Consider the following 26,173-nt stretch of genomic DNA (forward strand, 5'->3'; position numbering starts at 1 on the left):
TCGTGGATGTGGGTCATGGCCCGGGCACGGAAGCCTTCGTTCTTCGCTCGGACGGACTGGTGCGTGGTGAGCTACTGATCCTGCTGCTACCGCGCGAAGCAACCGGTGTCGGCGCCCATCCGGGGAAGCGTCCGGACGTGGTGGGAGGTGATGCCGTATGCGGTTGGTTACTCTCTCGCCCCCTTGCGGGCCACGGCTGTCTGGGCCATACCGGGCAGGAAGTCGGTGAACAGTTCGTGCACCTCGTGGACCAGGGGGCGCAGCACCCGGAAGCGGGCCAGCGATACCCCCCGTGCGGTCAGTCGTGCGCCGCGGCCGGCCAGTTGGCGGCTGCGCTCGCGGCCGGGGGAACGGTCGAAGACCCAGTAAAGGACGAGTCCCATTTGGGACAGCCACATCAGCTCGGGCAGCACGTCGGCGAGTTCGGCGGGGACCTTCGCCTTCGAGCCGGTCAGTACTTCGCGGTGCACGTCGATGGCTGCGCGGCGGGCGTGCTCGGATTCGGCCGAGAAGGGGCTGAGGGGGCTGTCCGGGTCGGCGGCGTTTTTGAAGAACTGGGCCGCGAACTCGTGGAACGGTGTGGCGATGTCCAGCCAGGCGCGCAGTACGCCGGCCAGCCGTGCTTCCAGGTCCGTTTCCTGGTCCAGCACGTCGCGGACCGCCGCCCGGTGCTCGGCGGCGATCCGGTCGTAGAAGCCCTGGATCAGGTGCTCCTTGCTCGCGAAGTAGTAGTACGCATTCCCGACGGAGACCCCGGCCTCTTTGGCGATGGCTCGCATCGTGGTCTTGTCGTAGCCCCGTTCCTGGAACAGCCGCATCGCCGTCTCCAGGATCAGGGTGCGGGTCTGCTCGCTCTTGGCCTTGGCCGGTGGGGTCTGGTTCTGTGCTGGCACGGTCAGAGCCTAATCGGGCACGGCGCAACCGCTGCGGCAGCCCGTCGCGGCGGGGAGAGTCGCCAGGGAGGCCCAGCTGCTGCCGGGTGCGCCCGTCTCCCAAGGCGTGCGCTGTGGGCCTTGGTACATCTGTCGGTATTTTGCCGCGGTGAGCACTGCGCCGCGCGCGAAGCGGAGCCCGGAGGGGGTGCTGATCTTGTGGGCCAGCGGCCGGTACTTGTCCAGCGCCCACAGGCACACGACCCAGGCGGCGGCGCCCCGGTACACCTGCCCGCCGTCCCCGACCACGGTGATCTCCTCCAGCGTGGCGGTGTGGTCGAGTTCCGGCAGGCGCCGATGAGCCTCCTGCGTTCCGGCCGGCACCAGGTCCAGCGGCACCAGTTGGCGCTGTCGGGCGAGCCAGTCGCGCACGAAGGCGCACAGTGGGCAGTGCGCGTCGTACAGCACGGTGAGCCGGCGGACCGGGGCGCTCGGGGCACCCCGGTCGGCGGTGGCGGCGGTCGCCGTCATCCTTGAACCTGACCGGCGGGCGCGCCCCAGGGCCCGGGCTGGGTGTATCCCTGCGGCAGCACCGGCGGGTTCTGCTCCCGGTCCATCATGCCGCGCCGGCGGAACTTGTTCAGTGCGAAGACGTTGCCGAGGTGCATCAGCCCGAGCACCAGCAGCACGACGCCGAGCTTCTGCGACAGTGCCTCGAACACCTGCCGAGAAGTGGCGATCACGGCGTCGTCCTGCAGGTAGAGCGCGACGAAACCGAGGTTCACGAGGTAGAACCCGACCACGAGTAGGTGGTTGACGGCATCCGCCAGCTTGTCGTTTCCGTGCAGCACATCGGCGAGGAAGATCCGCCCGTTCCGGCTGAGAGTGCGGGCGACCCAGATGGTGAGGCCGATGCTGACAAGCAGATAGATGACGTATGCGACGACGGTGAGGTCCACGGTCCCCACTCCTTCTTGAACGTGTTCAAAAGTGTTGCCGTCGGTGACTGTAGACCTGTTTTTGAACACGTTCAAGTGCGGTGTGGGTCTTGGAGTGGAGACGTGACTGCCCAAAGCGTCGGAGCGCACCTTGGCGTGCCTGGCGAGCCAGTCGCCGGAGCATTGGAGATGCCGGTGTGCTGACAACCCACCGGCTGGCCGCGGAACGCCTCCTTGTTTGTGATGCCGTGACCGCGCAGCTGTCGGCAACGCATGGTGGACGACATGCGGGGCGCGTGGGTGCGCCTCTCGTCGCGCTTGCTGCAACGACGGGTGCGCCCCTAATGGGGCGTCGGGACCGGGAACTTTGACCTCGACGCCAAGCCGGTCACGATGACCTGGTAACTCGATGGTGATGAAGTGTCGGTCGGGAGCGCGAAGATGCTCCTGGCCGTCCTTCGTTCGGCTCGCGACAAGCAAGGTCGGCATGTCTCTGCAATTCACTCGGTGTTCTTTCCAGTACGGCCGGAAGGTGCCTGTATTCGATCGGCTCGATCTGTCCATCGGGCACAGGGCCACAGTCCTTCTCGGGCCGAACGGCGCGGGGAAGTCGACCCTCATGGGTATCGCCGCCTCGTGGATCAACCCCACCGAGGGGTCGGTCAGATGGCGGGGGATTGATCCGGCAAAGGCGCCGTTACGTGCGCCGTACCGCAAAGCGGTGGGCTGGCTTCCGCAGAACGTCAAGCCGATGCCCGGGCTCACGGTGCGGGAAAACGTCGCCTACATCGGCTGGTTAGGGAATGTCCCGCTCCGATGCATGGGACGCCTCGCGGGACGCCCTGGAGCGCGTAAAGCTGGGCAGCCTGGCGGAACGGAAGAGCCACCAGCTCTCGGGCGGACAGCTGCGGCGGATGGGCATAGCCGGAACGCTCGTCCACAGCAGCGAAATCGTGCTGCTCGACGAACCGACAGCAGGTCTCGACCCCTCACAGCGCCAGATCTTCCGCGACCTGGTGACGCAGATGCTGGCCGACATCCAGGTCGTGGTCTCGACCCATCAGACCGAGGGCCTCGACGCCATGTACGACCACGTCGTCGTCCTCGACAAGGGACAGGTTCGCTTCGAAGGCGACACGGACGACTTCCTGGCCCTCGCAGCCCCGGGCACGCCCGAAGGCCGGCGCGCCGAAGCCGCCTACACCCACCTCATCGCAAGGGAGGTGTGAGCCGTGCTGTGGCGTACCGTTCTACGTTCCTCCTCCGCCACGTGGCTGGCACCCCTGCTGGCCGCTTTTGTCGCGTTGCTGTTGGCCGACGACCTCACCGCCGGGGTCACTCCCGGATACTGGCCCAGCGCGCTGGGGCACGCCAACTTCGCACTGCACTTCGTGGCACCGGCCTGCGCCACCGCCAGCGCCTGGGAAGGCTCACGCCTCACACGCGGCAACGTGACCCATTGGGCCCCCACCCGCTCCGGACTCACCATCGCCCTGCCACTCCTGGCACCAGTCTTCGTCCTGGGCGCCGTCGGCATGGCGGTCGCCGCGGCGCTGACCATCTCCACAGGCCAGCCTGACATCGGCACCCCGCCCGTGGGCGTCGTGCTCGTCTGGCTGGTCGTCCTTGCGGCCCACTCCTTCGCGGGTTTCCTGCTCGGCAGACGCATGCCGCTGGTCGTGGCCGCTCCCTTGGCGCTGATCCTGAGCTTCGTGCTGACCGCGTACCCGGCCGCCATGGAACCGCTGTGGCTGCGCCACATGGTCACAGGCGGAATGTCCGCGTGCTGCTCTCTGTCGCAGACCCCTGACTGGCGCGCGGCGGCAAGCGCGCTCGTCCTGGCTCTCGGTGTCATTGCGGCTGCTGTGGTGGTCCTGACCGTGCTGGCCCGGCGCGTACGAACCGTCCTGGTCACTGTTGCATTGGTGGCCGGCTTGGCCGGCAGCGGATGGCTTGCCTACGGACTGCCCGCCGATCCTGTGAACGCCCGCCCCGCCGATCAACTGCAATGCGCCGGGGACAATCCACGCGTGTGCCTGTGGCCGGAACTCTCCCGGCAAGCCGACATGATCCGCCAGAACGCCGCCGACGCACGCAGTCGCCTGCAGCAGGCCGGCCTCACCGTCCCCGCCGAACTCACCATGGACAAGCAGGCCAGGCAAGGCGCCTTGTTCATCGGGGCCTGGCCCAACCCCACTCCCTCCCAGATCCGCTCCGGGGTCGCCGCCGCACTGCTCCCCTCCGGACCACCCGCCTGCGCCGAGCGCGGACCCTTCCCCGGTGCCGATGCCTACGGGCCGACCGCTGCATGGCTCGCCCGGACCGCAGGCGCCGATCCCCAGGACATGGCCGGGCGTTACGGGGAGCCCGAGAACGCGGTCGCCACCGCCGTCCTGCGGCTGCCCCGCAGCCAGCAACTGGCGTGGTTCGAGCACAACAGCAAGGCACTGCGCGACTGCACGACCCACCCCGCCGCGGCTCCCTCACCCCGCGCCCAGGAGACCTCGCGATGATCTGGTGGCTCAGGGCCAAGAGCGCCCCCGCAGTCGCAGCAGCCACGCTCGTGGCGTACCTCCTCGCCATCCTGGTACGCCAGGAAGCCATCCCCGTCCCGGCAGTCGTCGGCGCCACGGGACAACTCCTGGTCACCCAGATCCTGGGGATCGTCCCCGTCGCCCTGCTCCTCCACGGCATCGACCGCGGGGACACCATCACCGAGGAAGTCGCACTCCGTCACGCAGGTCGGCGCAATGCGGCGTTGTGCGGAGCGTTTGCCCTGCTGGTCGTACTGCTGGCTGCCGTCGTCCACCTCCTGTGGGACCGGCCGGAAGCCCTGTCGCTCGCCCGCAACTGCATCGGCTTCCTCGGAAGCGCCCTCATCGTCCGCACTGTGCTGGGCACTAGCATCGCCGCAATCTGCGTCGCCGCACTTCCTCTGCTCTGCGCCGCCGCCGGCCGCCGACCAGGAGGCTCCGCCCAGCCATGGGCATGGCCCATCCAGGAACGCACCTCCCACCTGGGCATCGCCGAAGCCGCCTTCCTGTTCATCGTCGGCTGCGCGCTCGTCCTATGGAGGAACCGCCCAGCCTTCGACCCCCTCGCGCGCACGGCCTGAAAGGCCAGCGTTTCCAAGGGACTTATGCAAGCCTGGCCTGACAACACAGACCAGGCTTGTTGTCCTTCATGAATGAGGCGGGTGGGAGTGTGCGGATGGGCCGCCGCGAACACAGGACGGTGTTGTCCGTGACTCGGTGGGCTGCGAGCAGCCCACTTCCGCCACCATGGTTCGCGTCACCGGTGGATCGGGTGCGGGGAGACCGGCCGCGCGCCGAGAAGAACGCCCTGTCCCGATGCGGCCGAGTCCGACGTGGGCGCTCCGTTCACCGAACCACCAACATGCCGGCCATGCCTCAAGGCATGATGAAAGACAGTCCGAACGGCTCAGGGGATCGATGGAGATAGTCACACGACGCGGGAAGCGGCAGCGCGCTCCGGAACGGGACCTGGCAGTACGTGTCGCGTGTGTCGTTCTGCCGTACAAGCGTGACGGTCGCCGAACCTCACTGTGGTCATGGGATGCTCGCGGCCTCTTCGCAGTCCTTCTCGGGGCACCAATCATGATCGGGAACGTTGTTGCGCCAGGTCTGGGTTGGGTGTGGTGGTAGCGCGCCCTCTTTGGACTTGGTGGCATCACCTTTTCGGCGATCGCCATCCTGACTTTGATCGGAGGCCGGAAGCTGCTGTCACGGCAGGTGAGGCATGCTGCGGCACACCAGGAAAGTACAACGTCCCGCTCCCTGTAGCCCCTCAGAGGCGACCTTGCGTGACTGGTACCCCCAAGCCGGTTGCACGGGCAGTATGTCCGACGACTGACCGACGCCGCGATAGGCGGCCGCGCTGTGGCCATCGAGCTGATTGTGCCATTTCCGGTGCCCGAACAGCCCGTGCACCGCGGTGACGTTTGCTGAGCAGATCGAGGGCTGACTTCGCCGCACGCCCGTAAGACGCCGCTGTTGTGGTCGGTCCTGCCGTCCATCGCCTGCACGCTAGCCGGCTCGGCCCGGCGCCCGCCTTGCCTCGCTGCTCGACATCCATACAGACCGCTGGCCTGGCTGTTCAGGAGAACATCACGCGGTAATTCTGGTAGCCGTAGCCGATGTTCCGCTTCGGTTCAAAGGGGGCGGCTGCGTTGCCGGTGCCCTTGTAGAAGAAGAGGTCGCCGTTGGGCTGACGGGCGATAAGGTCGGCTTTCCCATCAAGGTCCATGTCGCCTGTGGCAACCAGGGCGTCGTAGGCATTCCAGCCGCTCCCGATCTTCGTACGTGCCGCGAAGGGGGCATCGGGGTCTCCGGTGCCCTGGTAGAGCCATAGGACTCCGGAGGCGTCGCGGGCGACGATGTCGGGCCAGCCGTCTCCGGTGAGATCTCCCTTGCCGACTATCTGTGTGTATGCGTCCCAGCCGCCGCCGACTTTGCGGCGGTCGGTGAGGGTGCCGTCGCCGTAGCCCAAGTACAGCCACAGGAGGCCGGATGAGTCTCGTCCGAGCACGTCGTAGCCGGGGGCGCCGCCGAGGTTGCCTGGTGAGAAGACTGTGTCGTAGATGTTCCAGCCGCCTCCGACGTATCCGTAGCTACTGGACATGCCGCCGTCGGTCGTCCAGACCCAGGTGTCGTCGGCGACACCGTCCCCGTTGTCATCGGTGCTGCTGGCCGTCCGTACGTTGCCGTAGTCGGTGGCGAGGAGCTCGCGGGGAGCGAGGACCTGGGCATTGTCGGCTGCGTAGGAGTAGAGGTTGCCCTGGGTGTCGATGGCGAACATGCCGAAGACCGCAGCCCGTGACGCGGACGCCTGGGGTGAACGAGGCCGCGCCGAGGCTGCGTCGCGGGCTGCCTTCGTGATCTGGGAGGCGTCGGGCGCCCTAGCCGGTGTGCCGGTGTCTGCTGATGCGGCACTGCCCGTGGTGGTGATCAGGGCTGCGACAGCGAGCGTGGCGGTAAGCCGTGAGAGCAGCCTGTCATGGCGGTAGTTGGTGAGGCCAGGCATGGGATCTCCTGTGAACTGGATCGACATCGCAGGTGATGGTCGGCGTTGGCGGGCTGTCGCAGATCTTGGCTGCTTGAATGCTCCGGTTCATTGCGAACGAGCAGTGCAACCACTGCATATGACCGCGAGTCACACCGGGCAGCCCGCACGATCGCTGTGGGGATTGGCCGCCTCCCGGATCTTGCCATATGTGCATGCTGTGCGCCTAGTGTGTGCATCCTGTGATGTATCAGTGAATCCCAAGTCTGTTGATGCGGTCTGATGTCCGCCTCGCGTCAGTTCGCCCTGCCGTCAACTCGGCGCCAGCGCCCATGAACTGAGGGGATTTATGTCAGGCCCATGCTCATTCGTGCCGCCAATGGCGACACGCGGAAGGAGCCGAGTTGCCCCCCAAGACGTCGTCAAGTGGGCGAAGAAAACGAAGACTTATACGCCTCGCTCCAGTGCTGACGCCGGTCACCGCGCTGGTTCTGGTAGCAGGGCTGGCCGCTCAACCGGGAGCTCTGACACCGAAACAGGACGACCGCACCAGCAGGGTCAGTGACTCCTACGACTGGCAAGAGGACACCGCGGCCGAGCGGCTGCGACAAGACCAGTGCCTGATGAACGACGTGCTGCGACTGGGCGGAACGTCGATGGCGGCTACGGCCCAGGACGGCCTCAACCAACCCCCGGACAAGCTGCACACCTTGGCCAACCGTGAGCACTGGGGGGACACCCCACTCGGCCATTCCTACGGCAGCGACAAGGACACCGCCCTCAAGGCCATAGAGGACCTCAGAGCTTTAGCCAAGGGGTGGCAGGCACCCCTGGAGGGCCTGGACACGCCAGGCGGTTTCACGGACTCCGACTTCCACTGGCCGCCCGGTTCCCCGGGCGATGGGAAGAAGGATTTCTACGATCAGACCGGCCTCGGCCAGTGGTACGCCGGCCTCTTCTGGCAGCAAGAGGACACGTTCTACGAGGACCCCACCACCTCGGCCGACAAGGCCACGAGGAACGCGGTGGCGGCCCAGGGCGGCTCGCTGTACGCCAACGACCCGGACCCGAGCCTGCCACGCGATGAGTGGAACCGTGCCCTGGCCGAGCACGACGCGTACGACTACCTGTTGAACCAGACGGTAGAGCCGATGGGCGCCGACAACGCCCGGATCTTCCTGGAGTCGGGAGGCTTTCCCAAGTCGGCGCCGGAGCCGGACAGTGCCGAATTCCGCATCGCGGTCGAGAACCTCAAGAGTCGCTTCGCCGCATGCACATGGCGCGACCCGATCGACCCCGACAAGGTCCTCGGCAACGAAGTGAGCACTGCGGCCGATGAGTGGCAGCAGGAGATCACCTCGCAGGCCACACAGCGCAATCAGATTCTGGACGCAAACACCGACGCGACCAAGGCCCTTGCTTCCGGAGCGAAGATCCTCGGCAACATGTTGGGCAATTCCTGGGTGGCCGACCATGTTGCCCGGTGGCAGTCCTACTGGTTACCCGGCGGGGCCGGCAGCAGCAAGCCCACCAAGCCCGACGCGGCGCAGTTCGACAAGGCCAAGAAGAGCCTGGCCAACGCCCAGTCGGTGACGAAGTCCCAGCTGATCCTGCTCAAGCAGCAGGCAGCCGCAGCAAAGCGGGCCGTCACCACCACCGACACCGCCGAACAGGCCGCCTACACCACCGCCGACACCAACGGGGCACCGCGCGGGCGTGGGTTGCTGGTCGCCCAGCAAAAAGCACAGGTCACCCATGGCGCGGCAGCCGCACTGGACGCCATGGTCGTCGCCGCGCAGACCGCCGAGGCGGCCACGCACGCCTCGGCCTCCGACAGTGCGACGATCGCGCAGCGCGCGCTGGCACAGGCCGCCCAGTCGAAGGCAGAGTTCCGCAAAGAGGCGGCACAGTTCGCCGAGCAGCAGGCCAAAGCGTCCGCCGCCTCCGCGAAGGAGCACCGCGACAACGCGAAAAAGGACAAAGAGACTGCCGAAAGCAAGCTGCAGGAGACTCTCAAGGCCGAGTCCGACGCCAAGGCCGCGGCGGCCGATGCGCACGCCAAGCGACTGACAGCGGAGGCTGAGGAGAAGACGGCCAAAGCTCAGAAGGAGAGAGCGGACGCCAAGAAGGCGGAGGCCGCCGAGCACAAGCGCAACGCCGAGAGTTACCAATCGACGGCGGAGGAAGCAAAGAAGAAGGCCGACGCCGCGGCAACCACGGCCTCCCAGAAACGTCAAGCGGCCGAGACGGCCCGCGATAACGCCAAGGCCAAGCGGGATGATGCCTGGGACGCCGAACAGAAGGCGGACGCCGCACGCGCCAAGGCGGACGCCAAGGACGCCTACGCCGACGCACACGACGCCGACGACAATGCCACAGAGGCCCGCGCCGCAGCCGATACGGCAGACCACGCCGCCGACACCGCCGAATCAGCGGCCAAGTCGGCACGCAGTGAAGCCAACGCGGCTACGCAGGCCGCAGCGGACGCGGATGCCGCAGCCACTCGTGCCGAAGCCGCCGCAACCAGGGCCCGAGCCGCGTCCGACGCAGCCCAGGCCGACAAGCTCAAGGCCGACGCCGCCGTAAGGACGGCCACCAGCGCCGCCGCGGACGCCATCGCCGCATCCCAACATGCCGCCGCCGAGGCCAACGCCGCAGTCAAGGACGCCGACGAGGCCGAACAGCACGCCAAAGACGCCAAGTCCCATGCCGACGAAGCCCAGAAGGAGACCAGCAAAGCCCGGGCAGCAGCGGCCAAGGCTGCAGGCTTCGCCTATGCCGCCGCCCAGGCAGCCGCCGACGCCCGCCAAGCGGCAGCGCAGGTCGCCATGCCGGCCAACGACGCCATCCAACTGGGCTCGCCCTACATCACCACCGACTCCGCGGCACCCCTGGTTGTGCTCTCCGGCCAGGGGACGAAGACCATCGCCGAGCAACAGGCCGCTGTGGCCGAGGCGCATGCCAAGAACGCCAAGAAGGAAGCAGCCCTCGCCCAGAGCCTTGCCGACAAGGCCGCCGCGGACACCAAGGCCGCCTACCAAAGCGCCGCCAACGCCGCCAACTACGCATCACAAGCCCGCGGTTACGCAAACGAAGCACTCGGCTACTCGGCCGATGCCGCTGAAGCCGCGTCCAAGGCCGCGCAAGCACTGACACGCACGATCGAACACGACCGGCAGACTACCGAGGACGCCGCAGCGGCCGACGCGGCAGCCGGACGGGCCGAGGGCTACGCCAAGGATGCCCGCGCCTCCGCCGACCAGGCGGCCCTCGACGCCGAAGCGGCCCGCCAGGCCGCCGATGCAGCGGAACGGGCCGCCAACGAGGCCCGCGAAGCTGCTAACCGTGCGGACGCGGATGCCACCGCTGCCGAAGCAGCAGCCAAGGAAGCACAGACATACGCCGAAGACGCGCAAGGCGCCGCGGACAAGGCCGAGCGCAAGGAGGCAAACCAGAATATCGCCGACGGTGCCGGAACCGGCGTCGGTGGAGTGTTCTACGTCATCGACGAGAACGCGTCCAAGCTGATCAGCGCCGAACAGCTCGGCGAGTGCCCGGCCAATGCACCCCTGATCGGTTGCAACGCCACCTACACCATCCACGTAGACATCGTCGCTGACTTCTACCTGTGCACCGAGGAAAGCGCCCTCGCCACCGCGCAGGGATGCCCCAAGAAAGCCTGGCGATATCTCGACAGGAAAACTTTCAAGAACCAGACGAGCGAGTGGAGTCATCACTTCAGCGGCTCGGACATCATCCGCCTGGGCTGGCAGAACCTCTTCGGCGATGTGCTTGGCACAGTCCTCTACCAGGTCATCCTCGGCGATGTCACGAAATGTCTCCATGGCAGCAAGTCCGGCTGTGCCTGGACCCTGGCCATGTTCGCCCCTGTCGGAAAGCCCCTGGGCGCCCTCGCCGAGGGGATTCGCGCCCTCGACGCTTCAGCGAAAACCGGGGTTGGGTTCGCGGATGCGTGGAAGGGGCTACGGGCCCTTGGCGTGTCGGAGGAGGCCCTTCTCGGCAGCGGGATCAAGGCCGTCGACGACCTGCTCAAGGTCTGCACCAGACGCGTTCGCGCCGCAGTCTTCGCAGCTTCCCAGTCGGGGAACGCCTGCGAAGGGATCATCGCCTACAACGGCAATGAGCTGAGCAACGCGGCTTACAAGGCCAGAGCCGCGTCTGGGGTGAGCCCCGGACGGAACGTTGCCGTCGCGAGAGTTCCAGGTTGGAATGACAGTAAGACTGGTGACCTTGTGATCGGTTTCAGCAAGGGCAACGGATATCATTCGGAGAACCACATTCTGGACCAGTTGGCGGCAAGAGGGTTTAAACCGAGCCAAATCGCAGCCCTCTATAGTGAACGTCAGCCTTGTTCGGCATGTGGACCCCTTCTCGAAGACGCCCTTAAACCAGGGACACCTATCAGCTGGTCCGTGCCCTGGGGCGATGACGCTGTCTTGAATGCGGCATCCAACACACTGTTGAAACAAATGATCGCCGCGTCCGGCTGAGTCAGGCGCGCAAAGTTCAGGAGTATGGTGGGCATCAGTGGATGCCCACCATACTCCTGTAGAACCCCAACCACTAAACATGGGAAGAGTGTTCATGTTTGACTACACCAACGCTTCCGATGAGATCGTCGCTAATCGAAACGCCCTGGCCGATAAGGTTCGCCGGGAGTTGGAGCTGGCTGGAATCGCCACCTTCCGGCAGGAGGACGCAGGAGAGCGCGCAGGCGCGGAGATTGAAGTTGACCTCGGCGCCGATTCAGCAGGAGGGGTTTTCGTGAGCTGGAATCCACACCCGAGCCTTTCCCAAGCCGCAGCCGACGGTGTGCGAAACGGTCAACTTCAGGTGCCAGCCATCCGGCATTCCGGAGCCGTTGTTTCACATATGCGGGATGCGATGATTGGAATTCTTGCATCGGCAGGTTTTCGGGCCGATATTGCAGACGACGACATGCGCCCGCTGGCGATCCGCGTCTGGGAAGATGAAGCATGAGAGGGCTGAGGTAAAGCCCGTGAAGATCCTGAGTACCCCATCCGGACCTTCGGGTCCGGATGGCTCAGTGCCGAGATGGGCGAGTGAGGTTGGTACGGCAAACTCAGGGACGATGAGCGGTCCCAGACAGCTCCAGGCTTTTATCGCGTCTCAACCACAATGGGTTTCGCTTCCGCGAGACTACGGAGAGCGTCTGATGCACCGCGAACAGCTTCCAGGTATTTCTACTCATATCTCAAATCAAATGCCTGCGAGGTCGTCTTCAACGGCCAAAGCCAGCGCGTGGCCATTAGCGTGGGCGCCAACGGATATGTGATCGGAGCCGATCCCGCATGACAGTCGAAGAACCGTGCCCCGTGCTCGTGCAGGCCCGGGGCGGGCCGTCCCCGTTGTACGAGCCCGAGGACCCCGCGGCTTACGACGACCTCGGCGCCTACACCCGCACCGTCCCGCTGGACGACGAGCGGCTGGCTCTCCCGGCCGACCTGGCGGACGCACTGCGTGCCTGGTCGCGGTCCCGCCCGGCGGGAGGTTTCACCTCTCGCCCGGACCTGCGCAAACACGTCAAACATGGGCTGGCGACCACTCAGCAACTAGCCCGGCGGCTCGGATGGTCCTGGTCCGTGCGCTACTGGGACGAGCGCCAACGGACGGCGAAGTGGCTGTGTTGGGGCTGTAACCGCCTGCACTGGGAGCGCGACGAGCGCGGCACGCCCCCGCATCCGGTCGACGTCACAGTCGAGGGCGAGTACGCGTTCGGTCCGCTGCGCGCCGAAGGGTTCGGGGACTTCTTTCCGGACGATCCCGCTGCCGCGCTGGACCTGTCCGACAACCTCATCGCCGACCTGTACACGTGGGCGAAGAGCATCGACACCACGCTGAACCTGCACCTGCGGGACCGGGAGGAGGGCAAGTACGACGCCGAGTGGGAGTGGTTGTTCCAGGACGGGTTGGACCTGGCGAAACGGGTCGCACACGAGCTGGGTCCCGCCCGGACGGTGACCTACAAGGGCCTGGCCAATGGGGGCCTGGCCGCGCTCACGTCCATCACCTGGCAGGGGGACTGGCAGTTGTAACGCTCGCACCCCATGCACCACCGGGCCCGCACTCACCCGAGTGCGGGCCCAGCGAGCTTGACGGGCGGTCCTGAGATAGCGCCAACGAGGACGAGCAGGGCCAGGACGGCTGCGGGCTTCGGGGCACCGTGGCCGGCCGCCAGGTCCGCCGCGATGCCGTACGACCCCCGAACTCGCACGATACTGACCTGAACACGCAGCTCAGGCCCCGGAGCCCGAGCTTGAGACCAGCAGCCCAAATCGCGCTGCTGCTGTCACCACGCCCTGGCCAGCCCCACCCGGATCGACACCATCATCTGCAAGCATCTCCCGCGCCCACACGCGCACCCCCGACACCTCGATCGCGTTTGCCCACTGGCCAGCGTCAGTGCGGCCCAGTATTGCTTCCCGTACACGATCTGAGAGCCACTCGGCCTGATCGGCACGCGCCGCCACAACCGTCACCTGGTAGACGAGGCGGGCGTCCTCCGACCTGTCCGCCAACGGCGCCCCGCAGACCGATCCACCCTGTGGGTAAAGCACCGTGTACGGAAGTGGTGAAGGCTTCCCGCTGACGACCGGCAGCCGGCCAAAACCGCACGGCTTGCCCGTCGCGGCAGTCAGCATCACCTGCAGGGCCTCGGTTACGAGCGCCCGCTCAATCACAGGTCGCCTCCCGCAAAGTAGGCAGCAGCCGGGCCTTCGATGCTGAGCACCCCGTACCGGCACAGCCCCAGCGCATCCCACTCCATCACCCCTGGCGTAGTGAGGATCGACAAACTGCGCTCCCCGTCCTCGTCGAAGACCTCGGCCACGACAACGGCACGCGCAAGCAGCCCGCGCTCATGCTCGGCCAGCACACCGGCCAAGGCCACCTCGACGTCGCTGGTCATGTCGCTCACAACGCCTCCACCACCACCTGGCCAAGCTCCCGCACCAGCACTGGTCCGAACCCCTCCACAGCAGACCCCAGGTGCGGAAACGGCGGCTGAGCATAATGCCGCCCCAGACTGTCGACCCCGACAAACCCGAACTCCAACCGGCGACCCTGCGGCGCACTCGTACCGACCCTCGGCAACAATCACCGGCCCGGCACGGTGCACGTCGGACTGCCACGACGCCCGATACCGGCCCGTGACCGCCCGCGGCCCAGGACGGCCGGACGCACGACGCTGCACCTCCACCACCAGGGCCATCGCGCTGTGCCGCATCGCCACATCGGCCGCTGCCAGCGCCGCCCTCCCCCCCCCGCGCTCCAGCGCGGCAGCCAGCTCAGCCGGGTGCTGGAACACGCCTCCGCTCACCGCGCCACCGGCTTCCGGTTGTGCTCCTCCAGCCACACCGTGCGCAGCACCGGCACCGACGACACCTCACCCTGCGCCGCCACCCGGTACGTGCGGCCCACAGCCTGCTCATCACGGGCCTCAACGACCAGCACCGTGTCGTTCTCCCACACCTCCGGAGCATCGGGGGCAGCAGCAGCCGGTAGCCGGCCCGGACCTCCTCGACCCACGCACCATCCTGCCCCGAGCCCCTGCTTCGGATCCGCTCCTGATGCGGATACAAGCCCGCCTTGTCCGCGTACACGATCAACGGCGCAGCCGGCACCAGATCACCGGCATCCGGATCCAGTACGTCTTCGCCGCTGCCCCGGCTGACCTGCACCTTGTCCGGCATCAGATGACGCTCAGCGAACCGGGATATCGCCGACCGCTCAAGCACCCGCAGCCCACTCCCTCAGCTGGCTGAGCAGCCCGCGGGTCAGTTCCCCCGGCTTACCGTCCAGGTCACCCCGCACCAGGACGGCCTCGTCGAGCTTCCGCCAGTCCACCGCATCCAAGAACCCGATCACCACATGCCGGACATCGGCCGGCTCCACAAACACCTCGGCCAAGCCCTCGAACTCCATGCCACGCCAGCCTTGCTTCACGTACAGCGTGGCCTCGGGGCCCTCGTTGACGGTCTGCGTGATCCGGTACGCCTCAACCGCGGAAGCGACATCGCGTCCATCGATCTCGATGACCGCGTCCCTTTCGGGACACGTGGCGATTCGAACTCGGCGCACGTCTGGATGCATGGTGCTCATGCCCACGACCCTAGGTGCGTGAAGAGCGCCCGGACGGCCCGAAGGATCCGCAGCACGACTCCCGGGCCGGTGCGCTTGCCTGCCGCAACGTGAGCGATGTTCTCTCCATCCGAGCTGCTGGCTGCATACTCGGAGGGCCCGCCCCATGGCCTTGATGCCAAAGCGGGCGGGCCCTAGAACTTCGCCCAGGGACGTCCCGGGACCAGGAACGCCGTGCCCCCTCGCGCTGCGGCGGTCTCACTCTGACGCTCAAACCCCATGCTACGACTGGCACATGACGATCCCAATTCTCGTGTCTTACGGGACGGCAAGGGCAAAGAGGATGTCAGCCGCCAAACCGATGGCACCGATGATCGCAAGCCACTTCGAGATCTTGCCAGTCCACGTTCCGCGCACTTCCGTCAGGGGACTGCGGCCCTCTCGGAGCGCCCGCGGCCCGGTTCCACGGACGGTGACGGGCAGCATGGCGGCGGCCACCAGCAGCCCGCCGAAGGCAAAGAAGAGATACCTTCTTGGCGAGTTGTGGCCAGGGCGCAGATACTCGCCGGTGCCCTTCCGGACCTCGATCACCTCGCCCGGCTGCGCGGTCCATGACGCGATATGCGCCCGCGCTTCCCGTCCGCCGCTTTCCTCGTCAATACGCTGATCGCCGTCCGGCCTCCGGTCACCGTCTGGCCGGAAGACTCCCTCGCACTGCCTCGACGGCCCGTAATGCGCCCCACCCGAATGCGCCTGGCACCTGCCCACGGTCAGCGTGCCGTGGGTGCCCGCGAGTCCGGTGGCGACGGCCGCGTTGGACGCACCGTAGTAGCACAGGGCAAAGGCCCAGAGGAGACCGAGGACCCCGAGTATGTACCCGCCTGGACTGCCTTGGTGACGGCCGCCTGGACCACCGCCCTGCCCGAGCTGACTTCCCTGGCCACTGCCACAACCCCCGAACGTCATGGACACCGACTCTATCCACGCCCGGCTCCGTCCCCCCGTCACAGTGGCCGTCGTGCATCCACTCGCAAGCGGTACGGGATCTGGTGAGGAGGCTCCTGTCGACTCTCACGCGTAAGAACTGCTGGACCATCGCCCGTTGGTTGAGTGGGGTGTGGCACGCCTGAACCACAGGTGTCCCGCAAGCGATCTCCCATGACTTACTGGACAGTTGCATACGTTACGTGTCGATGTCGGGTGAGTTCGACTTGCCTTATGAACTCGTCTACAGGGACTTGGGGTCGACGGTGTCAAGGATGCGTGAAATCGGTGGCTCGTGAACGCGATCTGTCTTGCGCGTCTGCCTACGCTCGGGAGTGATCACACACGGCTTTCTCAGGGGGAACTGCGATGGCCCATGAGCATTTTTCGATTCATCCTGGGCCTGTTACGGCCCTGAGCAAGGACTTCGCCGCCTCCGCCGATCACCTAGGAGGGAGCATCAGCACCTTCGCCGCACGGGCGGAGAACGTGGACGACGCCTTCGGTGTGATGTCCGAGTCGACTGACGCGCTGGCCAAGTATGTCGAGATGACCCGCCGCACCGTGGACGCCCTGAAGGAGTTACGCAGCGGGCTGCAGCACTACGCCGAGGGCCTACACCACACGGTGGCCGCGTACCAGGCATCTGACGCCGCGCAGGCCCAGCAGTTCGGAGGGAAGTGACATGACGGGGCAACAGCAGGAGCAGCAGCCGAAGATTGAGAAAAGCTTCGACCTGTTCAACCCCGGCGGGGATCCCTCCGTCCTGCGGGCGTGCGCTGAAGCATGGCGGCATATGGCCCATGACCTGAAGAACACGATCGAGGCCCAGGACCAGGAGGTCGCCCGACTCAAAGACAACTGGACCGGTGCCGCCGCCGACGCCTTCCACGCGCATTGGGCACACACCAAAGGCCAGGTGGAGAAGGCGTTGCCACACTTCGCCACCGTCGAGCACCAGCTGGAGAGGACCGCGGAGGCCATCCAGAAGGGCAACGAGATGGTCCACCATGTGATCGAGGAACTCGCGATCACAGCGGCGATCGGCATCGGCCTGTCCGTGGTGACCGCGGGCTTCTCCGACGCCGTCGCGGCAGGCGCAGCCGAAGCGGAAATCGCCGAGGCGGCGGGCGAAATCACCCAGCTCGGCCAGCTCCTGATCAAGGTCGCCGAGATACTGGAGAAGACTAAAACGGCGATGGAGGACAGCAAGCTGCTTAAGTTCGCCATCGAGTTCGGCAAGAACACCGGCGCCAACTTCCTCGGCAACGTCATTGGGCAGCAAGTCACCGGGCAAGACGTCGATTGGAAACAGGATCTGCAGGATGCCGCTGTGGCCGGCGGAGTGGGAGCGGCCCTCGGCATCGGTGGTGAGGCGCTGAGCGGCAAGGTTCGGGCGTGGTCGGAATCAAGTCACACACGCGGGTTGGATTGGAAGCCGGGGACGGCCGCAGCGGACTTGCTGGAAAGCAAGGGAGTACTCGGCAACACAGTAATGGGGGGTGCCACTAGCGCAGTCGGGCAGGGCGCAGCTGACGGAGTGGACATCGCCGAACCCGGCAACAACACCAAGCACGCTTCCGACATCCTGCCCGACATGCTGACCAGCGGCGCGACCGGAGCCGCCGCTGGCTCCGTCAATCATGCGGGGAAAAAGTTCTACGGTGGGGGCGAGCACCGGGCGAGTGACCGGGGCGGAAAGCTTCCTGCCTGGCAGCAGATCGACGCCGACGGCATTATCTACGCTGAAGGCAACGCCATTGAATACTACCTGGAGAATTAAAGCGCCGGGTATCCGCCATTCGTCCTGCTTGGAGCGTGAGCCATTCAGGCGGCACGGCTTTCTCCTGCACTGCTGTGGAGTTTTTCACTGTGTTCCGCGTCCGTAAGAGCATCAAGCACTTCCGGGAAGACCCGGCTTGGGCCTACCGCAAGAGAGCCCCGGATTACCTGGCCTCCTTCGAGCAGGACGGCTACCCGTTCAGTCTCGGTCCCCGCGGCAACTCCATTCGCCACATCTTCCAGGGAACCATCCAGGGCCGCCCTGTCAGCCTCTTCCACCACACCGCACGCAAGTCCGGGGGAGGCAGTCCCGGGGCAAATGAGACATGGAACGACTACTCGGTCGCTGTTGTCACCTTGCCCCGGGCTCTGCCCGCCACCGCGTTCACCTCAGGCACCTTCATCAGCGAGACGGAGAAAGGAAAGCGCCGGGCCATTCCCGTATCCGCCGGCACTTACCAGGACCGCCCCGGCGGCGGACCTCTGGACGCCGTACGCCGTCAATCGGTCGATCCTGACTTCGCCGTGCTCATCGACACCAAACAGGTCCACCAACTCACCCGCCGGGCACACCTCGGCTGGCGGATCGATGGCGACCGGATCATCGGCTGGACCCGTGGCCGCCAACCGTTCGACGAGATCCAGGGGATGGCCGACACGCTGATCGCCATTGTTGGTGCGTTTCCCGAACAGACATGGCACTGGCCGGAGACAACTGGTGGCTAACGAGGAGGAGCGGCCCTCAAATGCCGGGGGCGGGGTATGCAGCCGAGCGGCACCGGTGTCCCGAGGCTGCCACTCGTGCCCGACCGAGCCCACTGATGGGTACGGGCTTGTCTGTTCATTCCTCTGCCCATTCGCGCCGCCCCGACAACGGCAGCGCAAGGGAGGCGTAGTGCGCCACGACGTCCGCGCTGAACGCGTCTGTGGCTATGGGACTACCACAACGCGGCCAGGGCATTGTCCAGATGCGTCTGTCCCGCGCGGGGCAGGTCGGCCCGGGCCGCGCGGTTGTCGCTCGTGGTGAAGGTGCAGACATTCGTGGAACCTTGCTGAGGGAATCCGGAGTCAGGGGCATCAGATGACCTCACGCTCCAGGTTGGCCAGGTCGCGGTCGGTCTGGCTGGTGGGCACGGTGTAGGTGCGTTTGGCCAGCCACCACCACAGGGTCGCCAGGGACAGTACCGCGACGAGCGCGATCGGCGCGTAGTTGAACGTGTCGGCGGTGACCGGGTAGTGCTGCGGCAGGCAGAACAGCACGGTCACGAACGCCACCCAGGCCACCGCCACGATGCCAACCGGTACGCCCCAGCGGCCCAGGTTCCACGGGCCGGCCTCGAAACGCCGCCGGTTCTTGATCCGCAGGAAGATGGGAACCGCGTACGACGGAGTGATCCCGATGACGTTGATCGCGGTCACCGCACCGTAGGCGGTTGCGCTGTACAACGACGGCAAGACCAGCACCGCCGCCCCCCACCGACCGCCACACAGCCGCCCTCGGGGTACCACCACTCACCCGCTGCCAGAACTGCCAGCCGGGCAGTGCCCGGTCACGGGAGAACGCGAAGATCATGCGGGAACAGGCGGCAGTCCCTGCGTTCCCGCAGAACAGCTGCGCGACGATCACAAGCAGCAGCAGGACCTTCGCCGCCCCCGGGCCGAGCGCATCGTGGAAGATCTGTGCCGGGGGTACGTCGGCATGCTGGGTGGCGGTGTAGTCCTGGATGGCGAAGGTCAGCCCGGCCAGCAGCACGAACCCCGCCCCCCCATGACCACACGATGGCCCGCATGATGCCTCTGGGGGCGGCGACCTGCGCGTTGGTGGTCTCCTCCGACAGGTGCGCCGAGGCGTCGTAGCCGGAGTACGTGTACTGCGCCATCAGCAGACCGATCAGGGCGACGTACCAGGTGGAGGAGAACCCGGTGTCGTTGACGAACGTGGTGAACACGAACGACGCGGACTGGTGATGGGCGGGGACCAGGAGCAGGGCGCCGACGATGACGGCGACGCCGGCCAGATGCCACCAGACACTGACCACGTTCAAGAGGCTGACCAGCCGCACACCCTGGAGATTGAGCACGGCGTGCAGCAGGAGGATCACGAGGAAGATCACGAAGGTGGTGCCGGGGCTCGCAGCCAGGCCGAACTGCGGGCCGAGGAAGGCCGCGGTGAATTGCGCGCACCCGTAGTCGATGCCGGCGATGGCGCCCAACAGTCCGAGGAGGTTGAGCCAGCCGGTGTACCAGCCCCACTTCTTGCCGCCGAGCTTGTGGGCCATGAAGTACAGGGCGCCGCTGGTGGGGTACGCGGAGGTGACCTCGGCCAGGCCAGCGCCGACGAACAGCACCATGAACCCGACCGCCACCCAGCCCCACATCATGACCGCGGGCCCGCCGGTCGCCATGCCGAAGCCGTACATCGTCATGCACCCCGACAGGACGCTGATGACGGTGAAGGCGGCCCCCGCGTTCCCGAACGCGGTCATCCGGCGGGTCAGCTGCTGCGTGTAGCCCAGCTCCCTCAGCACCAGGTCATCGGACCTAGCACTGCGGGAGCGAGAGGATCGGTGAGACATGGGATGACCTCCAAATCAGAGAAACGGACAGAACCCCCTGGAGCGAGGGAGGAAGGTCAGGCAGAGGGGCGGGTCTGCTGCCCAGCGACAGGCCCGCGGTGCCGAGCGTGCGACCTCGCCGTGTACGACTCGGACCGGGCCCGCAGAAACAGGGCCTTGGCGGCGTCCTGCTGGTCTCCGTAGTCCTGCACCGAGGCCCACGGCTCCCAGGCCGCGTACGGACCCATGGCGTCGAAGACCTCGGCCGCCTGCACCAGCTTGTGCCCCGCCCACAACGCACACGCCAGATGATTGAGGTCGGACACCGACCTCAAGCCCGAATCCGCCTTCCGAAACCACCCCTCGTATGCCCGCAGGGTGTAGCCGATGGTGGGTTCCTCGGCCCACTGAAGTCGCCACGTCGCAGGCCGCCACCGCCCACCTCGGCGCCGGAACTGCTCCGCCAGCGAGTACAGCGGCAACAACAGCAGCGGCGACCCCTCCGCAGCCCAAGACGCCGCCCACCGGCTGAAGTCCATCACCTCCGCCAGCGCCCCCGCCTCCGCCACCCGCCGCGCCAGGAGAAACTGGACCATCCGGTGGTACGCCTCCCGACTGAACGGATCACGCCGGTGAACCTCACACAGCAGCCCCCACGGACCTGCCGGCAGCATCGGCTCTGCCGCCCGCACACGATGCTCCCGCCACACCTGCCCCGCATCGAGCTGCGCCAACGTAAGCAGACACAACCACGGCACCGGATCCCGCCAATCATGCTGGGAGACTGACGCCGCGAGGACACGCGCGCGCTGCTCCAACCGCCCTGCGGAGGCGTGCTGCTGACGACGTGCCCGCAGGGCCCGCTCCACCGATACCCGAGCCTGCATCACCTGGGCGTCGTAGCTGTCTGGCTCCTCGGCCAACCATGCCTCCACCACATCGGAGCCGGCCGCCATGATGCCGAGTACCCGTGTCCGGAAACTCCGCAGCGGCCAGTTCGAGCCGGTCTCGACAAGGAGACCGCGCATCGACATCCACCGGCCGACGGCCAACTCGGTCATCGCGGCACGTAGCGCATCGTCCGCACCCGCAGGGTGATAGAGCAGGTTCATCAGGCCGTCCCGATGCTCCCCGCCGGGAGTAATGCAAGCAGCCGAGGGTCCCTAACTCCCATGGCTTTACCGGTTAGTTGCACGTTCTGTAACGGTGGAGTTGTCGGTATGCGGGGGCTCATGGAAGTCCTCAGAGAATTCCGGAAACGGCCTCGCGAGAATGGGCGAGGAGTGCGGTGTGTGCTCAAAGCTTGATCCCGCCAACGACGTTGGCGAGGCTCGCAGTAAGACGGCTGATCGTGGGTGCGAGCGACGAACTGGCCAAGTAGAACCTGAGCAGGATGCAGACAGCGGCGTGACCGGCCTTGAGACCGCTTTTCCTGACGAGCGCGAACACGGTGATCGCTAGAAGAACAGTGACGGAGATGCTAATCCCCATGCCGGACCCCTTCTGCGAGGGCATCGGGCGGTCCGCCTGTCGACGAGGTGAATCGACGAGGGGCGCGGCGGAGCGAGACTTCGACCGCCGGAGTCGCGATCCAGCCTTCTTTGGCCAGCTGACCGGCCAGGGCGTGGCGTAACCGGCCGGGGTTCTCCCAAGGCCGCTCAGGACCGTCCGTGGGTGCGCTCATCGACGCGTCCCGCTCTTGTGTCCGTTCTTGATTGCCCCCGGGGCCGGTCACTCCGTATCCTGCTGGGCAACGCGTTGACGGAGACGAGTAGCCACGGATCACGCGAGCTAAGAGAGCCGCCGGCAGCTGGGAAGGCGGTCCCGCGCCCCGAGGCGAAGACCCTCCTGAGCGCGGGGAGGAACGACCCCGCCTGGTGGTCCAATGCCCCGCCGGCCGGCCCCCGTCACCGGGCCTGAATGAGGCCGCCACTTGGTGGCGGCGAAAGTGCGGTGGCACCGCGAGTTGCCCTTCTCGCCCGCACTCCCAAGGGATCATGACGACGTCCTTCGGAGGAGCGAAATGATCCAAAGCCGCGTACACGTCTCCGACCTGTGAGAACACGTCGGCCGTACCGTTACCGTCTGCGGATGGGTGAACGCCCTCCGCCTGCAGAGCAAGATGCAGTTCGTCATCGTGCGGGACAACACCGGCATGGCGCAGGTGACGCACAAGCGTGACGGAGGGCTGCTGGAGGACCAGCTCGAAGCCCTCACGCCTGAGTCCGCGATCAAGATCACTGGCCGTGTCGTCGACGCCGCCCGGGTAAAACTCGGCGGCCTGGAAATCGTCCCCGAAGCGGTCGAGGTCCTGAACCTGACCGCCACGCCACTGCCGATCGACGAGCACACCGGCATGGAGGGGTCTGCTACAGGTTTGGGTGACAGGTTCGGTCACGCGGCCTGGAGGGCCGGTGTGGTCATGACGGTTTCGAATTCGACGGGGGTCAGCCGCCCGAGCGCGGCTTGTCTGCGGCGTCGGTGGTAGGTCCGCTCGATCCAGGTCACGATCGCGATCCGCAGTTCCTCGCGAGTGGACCAGCTCCGGCGGTCGAGGACATTCTTCTGCAGCAGACTGAAGAAGGACTCCATGGCCGCGTTGTCGCCGGCCGCCCCGACCCTCCCTATCGATCCGGCCATGCAGTGCCGGTCGAGTGCCCGGACGAACTTCCGCGACCGGAATTGCGAGCCGCGATCGCTGTGCAGGATGCATCCGTCGACCTGTCCCCGCCGGGCGACGGCGTTCTCCAGGGCGGTCACGGCCAGGCGGGACTTCATCCGCGCATCGATGGAGTAGCCCACGATCCTGTTGCTGAACACGTCCTTGATCGCGCAGACGTACAACTTCCCTTCGCCGGTGGCGTGTTCGGTGATGTCGGCGAGCCACAGCCGGTTCGGCCTGTTTGCGGTGAAGTCGCGGCGGACCAGGTCGTCGTGCACCGGCGGCCCGGCCTTCTTGATTCTCCCGCGCTTCTTGCCGAACACGCTCCACCAGCGGTTGTCCCGGCAGATCCGCCACGCGGTCCGGTCCGCCATCCGGGCCCCGGCACAGCGAGCTTCATCGGCTAGGAAGCGGTAGCCGAATTCCGGGTCGTCGCGGTGGGCGTCGAAGAGCGCTTTCGCGCGGTATGCCTCCTCCGGTACGGTGTCGGTCACCGGCTTGTCGAGCCAGCGGTAGTAAGGCTGTCTGGCGAGCTTCAGGACCCGGCACGTGACCGCGACGGGCGTCCCGTTTGCGGCCAGCTCCTTCACGAGCGGGTAGATCCTTTTCCCGGCAGATGGGCCTGTGACAGATAGGTCGCAGCCCGGCGCAGGACCTCGTTCTCCTGCTCCAGCAGCTTGATCCGCCGACGTGCTTCCCGCAGCTCCGTGCTCTCCTGGCTGGTCACTCCGGGCTTGGTCCCGTCATCGATGTCCGCCCGACGCATCCATTTCCACAACGTCATCGGGTGGACTCCGAAGTCGGTGGCCACCTGCTCCACTGTCACACCCGGGCCGCGGTTCCTCGCGACCCGCACGACGTCCTGGCGGAACTCTTCGGGATAGGGCTTGGGCACAGCGACATCCTTCCCACCCGCCCTACAGGGCAAGCCAGTTCAGATGTCACCCGATCGTGCATCAGACCCCAGCACACTGGGAGAGCTCATGGAGGCACGAGCGAAGAGGTCTGCTCCTCGTGCCGCCGATCCGCCTGCCATCGAGGAGACGATTGAAGCCGCGGAAGCGCGTGTCCCTGTCAGGATCTTCACGCCTATCGACGGTCCGCCGCGGGGCGTCTATCTGGATATACACGGCGGCGGCTTCTATATGGACTCCGCAGCGCGAGGCGACGGACGCAACCGAGAGCTCGCAGACGCCCTGCAGCTCGCTGTTGTCAGCGTCGACTACCGGCTGGCGCCTGAGCACCCCTGGCCAGCGGCGCCCAACGACTGTGAAGCAGCGGCGCTCTGGCTCGTCGAAGAAGCTGATGCCCGCTTCGGAACGTCCCGACTTGCGATCGGCGGGAGCTCCGCGGGAGCCACACTCGCCCTGGCGACCCTGCTCAGGCTGAGAGACAAAGGTGCCGTTGGTCGATTCACCGGCGCTGCACTCCAATTCGGCACCTACGACTTGAGCGCACGAACCCCGGCCGGCCGCGGCATCGCGGACGAATACTTCATCCAGGCGTACGCCGGCCATGTGGAAGACCGCACTGTTCCCGACATCTCTCCCCTCTACGGCGTCCTTGGCGAGCTTCCCCCAACGTTGCTGATCGTCGGAAGCGCAGACGTGTTGCTGGAGGACAACCTGACGCTGGCAGGTCGGCTGTCAGCGGCCGGCAATGACGTCGAGCTCCGGGTCTACCCCGAGTCACCTCACGGCTTCACGAGCCACCCCACGACAATGGCCAGCACGGCGCTCAGCGGCATCAACTCCTGGCTGCGCGACCGGATTACGCCATCGTAGGGACTGACCGCCGGTGCGGACATGGGTGCGACCACCGTTGATCATCGTGAGTTGTGTGGACCAACGAAGAGACGGTGGCCGCAGGTCACAGCATAGATCTCGCCCATTGGCAGAATGCGTTCGAGGCCCTGATGAGCCGCATCGCGGGCCGCTTCGCCCGAGTCGAGCCCCGGCGCCGGACAGTGAGGTTGGTGCTCGGTCTTCTGGCTGACCTCCCGCGCAAGAACTGCTGGACGATCGCTGAGTGGGCTGGGGAAGCCACCCCGCACGGGATGCAGCATGTGCTGTGCCGGGCGTCCTGGGACGCGGATGCGGTCCGTGACGATGTCCGCAGCTACGTGGTCGAGCATCTGCACGACGACGGGGCGGTGCTGGTGGTCGACGAGACCGGTGACGTGAAGAAGGGGGCGCACACCGTCGGGGTCCAACGGCAATACACCGGTACCGCTGGCCGGATCGAGAACTCCCAGGTCGCCGTCTACCTCGTCTACGCCGGCAGCCGCGGGCACGCCGCGGTGGACCGCGAGCTGTACATTCCGCGCTCGTGGACCACTGATGCCGACCGCTGCCGGGCCGCAGGAATCCCGGAAGACCGGGACTTCGCAACCAAGCCGGAGCTGGCCACCGTGATGATCGAACGGTTCCTGGACGCCGGGCATCACGCCTCCTGGGCGGCCGGGGACGAGGTCTACGGCGGCAACCCGAAGCTACGGGCCGCACTGGAAAAGCGCGGTCTGGGCTATGTCCTCGCCGTCGCCTGCTCGGCCGAAGTGACCACCCGGGCGGGGAAGTTCCGGGCCGATGCCCTGGCCGACAGGCTGCCCAAGCGAGCCTGGCAGAAGCTGTCCGCTGGAGCCGGCGCGAAGGGCCACCGCCTGTACGACTGGGCTGTCATCGACACCGCCAGTCCCGGCCCGGGACGCCGTCAGCTGCTGATCCGCCGCAACCGCACCACCGGTGAACGCGCCTACTACCGCTGCTACTCACCCCAAACCGTGCCGCTGACCACCCTGGTCAGGGTCGCCGGATCAAGGTGGCGAGTGGAGGAGACCTTCCAGTCCGAGAAGGGCCTGGCCGGGCTCGATGAGCACCAGGTTCGACGGTTCGTGTCCTGGGCCCGCTGGGGCACCCTGGCGATGCTCGCCCATGCCTTTCTCGCCATCGTCCGGGCCGACGAACACGCCCGCACCCCTGACCCCACCGATCTGATCTCACTGACCTGCAACGAAATCCAGCGGCTGTTCATCACCCTCGTCGTCCAGCCCGTCCACGACACGGCCCACCGACTCGGCTGGTCCGACTGGCGACGCCGCCACCAGGCCCGAGCCCAAACCGGCCACTACCGGCGGCAGGCCGCAACCTAGACATGAAGATCACGATCTACAGCTGGAGTATTAAGAGTCTCGATTGGATGACAAAGGACAGGATTCGCCGACGGCAGACGGGGAAGAGC

General features: G+C 66.5%; 21 protein-coding genes and 4 pseudogenes. 12 read left to right on the forward strand and 13 right to left on the reverse strand.

The window, feature by feature from the left end:
- Window positions 1-167: 167 nt before the first annotated feature.
- From SNOUR_RS33420 to SNOUR_RS33430, 3 genes are all read right to left on the reverse strand, one after another.
- Complete coding sequence (locus SNOUR_RS33420) at window positions 168-818, reverse strand: TetR family transcriptional regulator (protein ID WP_229922068.1); 651 nt, start codon at window positions 816-818, stop codon at window positions 168-170.
- An 84-nt stretch (window positions 819-902) separates the two neighbouring features.
- The gene (locus SNOUR_RS33425; protein WP_067354543.1) at window positions 903-1,403 is read right to left on the reverse strand and encodes a thiol-disulfide oxidoreductase DCC family protein; all 501 of its coding nucleotides are present in this window, start codon (window positions 1,401-1,403) and stop codon (window positions 903-905) included.
- The gene (locus SNOUR_RS33430) at window positions 1,400-1,831 is read right to left on the reverse strand and encodes a hypothetical protein (RefSeq protein WP_067354546.1); all 432 of its coding nucleotides are present in this window, start codon (window positions 1,829-1,831) and stop codon (window positions 1,400-1,402) included. The genes SNOUR_RS33425 and SNOUR_RS33430 overlap by 4 nt, the downstream gene beginning before the upstream one ends.
- 598 nt (window positions 1,832-2,429) lie before the next feature.
- Between SNOUR_RS33430 and SNOUR_RS48565 the strand changes: the two are divergent.
- From SNOUR_RS48565 to SNOUR_RS33445, 3 genes and pseudogenes are all read left to right on the forward strand, one after another.
- Window positions 2,430-3,039: pseudogene (locus SNOUR_RS48565) on the forward strand (ATP-binding cassette domain-containing protein).
- 3 nt (window positions 3,040-3,042) lie between these two features.
- The gene (locus SNOUR_RS33440; protein ID WP_067354549.1) at window positions 3,043-4,323 is read left to right on the forward strand and encodes a DUF7224 domain-containing protein; all 1,281 of its coding nucleotides are present in this window, start codon (window positions 3,043-3,045) and stop codon (window positions 4,321-4,323) included.
- The gene (locus SNOUR_RS33445; protein ID WP_067354551.1) at window positions 4,320-4,925 is read left to right on the forward strand and encodes a hypothetical protein; all 606 of its coding nucleotides are present in this window, start codon (window positions 4,320-4,322) and stop codon (window positions 4,923-4,925) included. The genes SNOUR_RS33440 and SNOUR_RS33445 overlap by 4 nt, the downstream gene beginning before the upstream one ends.
- 1,001 nt (window positions 4,926-5,926) lie before the next feature.
- Here SNOUR_RS33445 and SNOUR_RS33450 read toward each other — a convergent pair.
- Entirely contained in the window at window positions 5,927-6,880 is a 954-nt protein-coding gene (locus SNOUR_RS33450; RefSeq protein ID WP_312634270.1) for an FG-GAP repeat domain-containing protein, read from the reverse strand.
- Window positions 6,881-7,296: 416 nt separating this feature from the next.
- Here SNOUR_RS33450 and SNOUR_RS33455 point away from each other — a divergent pair, with 416 nt between their 5' ends.
- From SNOUR_RS33455 to SNOUR_RS33460, 3 genes are all read left to right on the forward strand, one after another.
- Window positions 7,297-11,343 carry a nucleic acid/nucleotide deaminase domain-containing protein gene (locus SNOUR_RS33455; protein ID WP_312634272.1) on the forward strand — a complete coding sequence of 1,349 codons (4,047 nt, stop codon included), beginning with the start codon at window positions 7,297-7,299 and terminating at the stop codon, window positions 11,341-11,343.
- 94 nt (window positions 11,344-11,437) lie between these two features.
- Window positions 11,438-11,833: a hypothetical protein gene (locus SNOUR_RS46480; RefSeq protein WP_159425954.1), complete on the forward strand. Its 396-nt coding sequence runs from the start codon at window positions 11,438-11,440 to the stop codon at window positions 11,831-11,833.
- A 332-nt stretch (window positions 11,834-12,165) separates the two neighbouring features.
- Window positions 12,166-12,909 carry an immunity protein CdiI family protein gene (locus SNOUR_RS33460; protein ID WP_067354554.1) on the forward strand — a complete coding sequence of 248 codons (744 nt, stop codon included), beginning with the start codon at window positions 12,166-12,168 and terminating at the stop codon, window positions 12,907-12,909.
- A 201-nt stretch (window positions 12,910-13,110) separates the two neighbouring features.
- Here SNOUR_RS33460 and SNOUR_RS46485 read toward each other — a convergent pair whose 3' ends face one another.
- From SNOUR_RS46485 to SNOUR_RS33475, 5 genes are all read right to left on the reverse strand, one after another.
- Window positions 13,111-13,554 carry a hypothetical protein gene (locus tag SNOUR_RS46485; protein WP_159425955.1) on the reverse strand — a complete coding sequence of 148 codons (444 nt, stop codon included), beginning with the start codon at window positions 13,552-13,554 and terminating at the stop codon, window positions 13,111-13,113.
- The gene (locus SNOUR_RS33465; protein WP_067354557.1) at window positions 13,551-13,790 is read right to left on the reverse strand and encodes a hypothetical protein; all 240 of its coding nucleotides are present in this window, start codon (window positions 13,788-13,790) and stop codon (window positions 13,551-13,553) included. Before SNOUR_RS33465 ends, SNOUR_RS46485 begins: the two co-directional genes overlap by 4 nt.
- 398 nt (window positions 13,791-14,188) lie before the next feature.
- Window positions 14,189-14,344 (reverse strand): hypothetical protein, encoded by a 156-nt coding sequence (locus SNOUR_RS46490; protein WP_159425956.1) that lies wholly within the window; start codon window positions 14,342-14,344, stop codon window positions 14,189-14,191.
- Between the two features lie 258 nt (window positions 14,345-14,602).
- Window positions 14,603-14,974: a hypothetical protein gene (locus SNOUR_RS33470; protein WP_159425957.1), complete on the reverse strand. Its 372-nt coding sequence runs from the start codon at window positions 14,972-14,974 to the stop codon at window positions 14,603-14,605.
- A gap of 297 nt (window positions 14,975-15,271) precedes the next feature.
- Window positions 15,272-15,919, reverse strand: coding sequence for a hypothetical protein (locus SNOUR_RS33475; RefSeq protein ID WP_159425958.1), 648 nt, complete (start codon window positions 15,917-15,919; stop codon window positions 15,272-15,274).
- Between the two features lie 387 nt (window positions 15,920-16,306).
- On the opposite strand from SNOUR_RS33475, the gene SNOUR_RS33480 reads away from it, so the two are divergent.
- From SNOUR_RS33480 to SNOUR_RS33490, 3 genes are all read left to right on the forward strand, one after another.
- A complete protein-coding gene (locus tag SNOUR_RS33480; RefSeq protein ID WP_067354566.1) occupies window positions 16,307-16,621 on the forward strand; it encodes a type VII secretion target in 315 nt (104 codons plus the stop codon).
- A gap of 1 nt (window position 16,622) precedes the next feature.
- Window positions 16,623-17,720 carry a WXG100 family type VII secretion target gene (locus SNOUR_RS33485; RefSeq protein ID WP_067354567.1) on the forward strand — a complete coding sequence of 366 codons (1,098 nt, stop codon included), beginning with the start codon at window positions 16,623-16,625 and terminating at the stop codon, window positions 17,718-17,720.
- Between the two features lie 74 nt (window positions 17,721-17,794).
- On the forward strand, window positions 17,795-18,445 hold the full coding sequence (locus tag SNOUR_RS33490; protein WP_312634281.1) for a hypothetical protein: 651 nt from the start codon (window positions 17,795-17,797) through the stop codon (window positions 18,443-18,445).
- A 351-nt stretch (window positions 18,446-18,796) separates the two neighbouring features.
- Here the strand turns inward: SNOUR_RS33490 and SNOUR_RS33495 are convergent.
- From SNOUR_RS33495 to SNOUR_RS33505, 3 genes and pseudogenes are all read right to left on the reverse strand, one after another.
- Window positions 18,797-20,295 (reverse strand): annotated as a pseudogene (locus SNOUR_RS33495) (amino acid permease).
- A 56-nt stretch (window positions 20,296-20,351) separates the two neighbouring features.
- A complete protein-coding gene (locus SNOUR_RS33500) occupies window positions 20,352-21,386 on the reverse strand; it encodes a hypothetical protein (RefSeq protein ID WP_067354573.1) in 1,035 nt (344 codons plus the stop codon).
- 184 nt (window positions 21,387-21,570) lie between these two features.
- Window positions 21,571-21,765, reverse strand: coding sequence for a hypothetical protein (locus SNOUR_RS33505; protein WP_067358992.1), 195 nt, complete (start codon window positions 21,763-21,765; stop codon window positions 21,571-21,573).
- 532 nt (window positions 21,766-22,297) lie between these two features.
- Between SNOUR_RS33505 and SNOUR_RS33510 the strand changes: the two are divergent.
- Window positions 22,298-22,636, forward strand: a pseudogene (locus tag SNOUR_RS33510) (OB-fold nucleic acid binding domain-containing protein); the annotation flags it as partial.
- A gap of 32 nt (window positions 22,637-22,668) precedes the next feature.
- Here SNOUR_RS33510 and SNOUR_RS33515 read toward each other — a convergent pair.
- A protein-coding gene (locus tag SNOUR_RS33515; protein ID WP_099055743.1) for an IS3 family transposase occupies window positions 22,669-23,831 on the reverse strand; the annotation gives its coding sequence in 2 pieces (ribosomal slippage) (window positions 22,669-23,544 and window positions 23,547-23,831; 1,161 coding nt in all).
- An 82-nt stretch (window positions 23,832-23,913) separates the two neighbouring features.
- On the opposite strand from SNOUR_RS33515, the pseudogene SNOUR_RS33525 reads away from it, so the two are divergent.
- Window positions 23,914-24,720 (forward strand): annotated as a pseudogene (locus SNOUR_RS33525) (alpha/beta hydrolase); the annotation flags it as partial.
- Between the two features lie 131 nt (window positions 24,721-24,851).
- A complete protein-coding gene (locus tag SNOUR_RS33530; protein ID WP_079143615.1) occupies window positions 24,852-26,084 on the forward strand; it encodes an IS701 family transposase in 1,233 nt (410 codons plus the stop codon).
- Window positions 26,085-26,173 lie beyond the last annotated feature (89 nt).

This window comes from Streptomyces noursei ATCC 11455 (assembly GCF_001704275.1).
Lineage (GTDB): Bacteria > Actinomycetota > Actinomycetes > Streptomycetales > Streptomycetaceae > Streptomyces > Streptomyces noursei.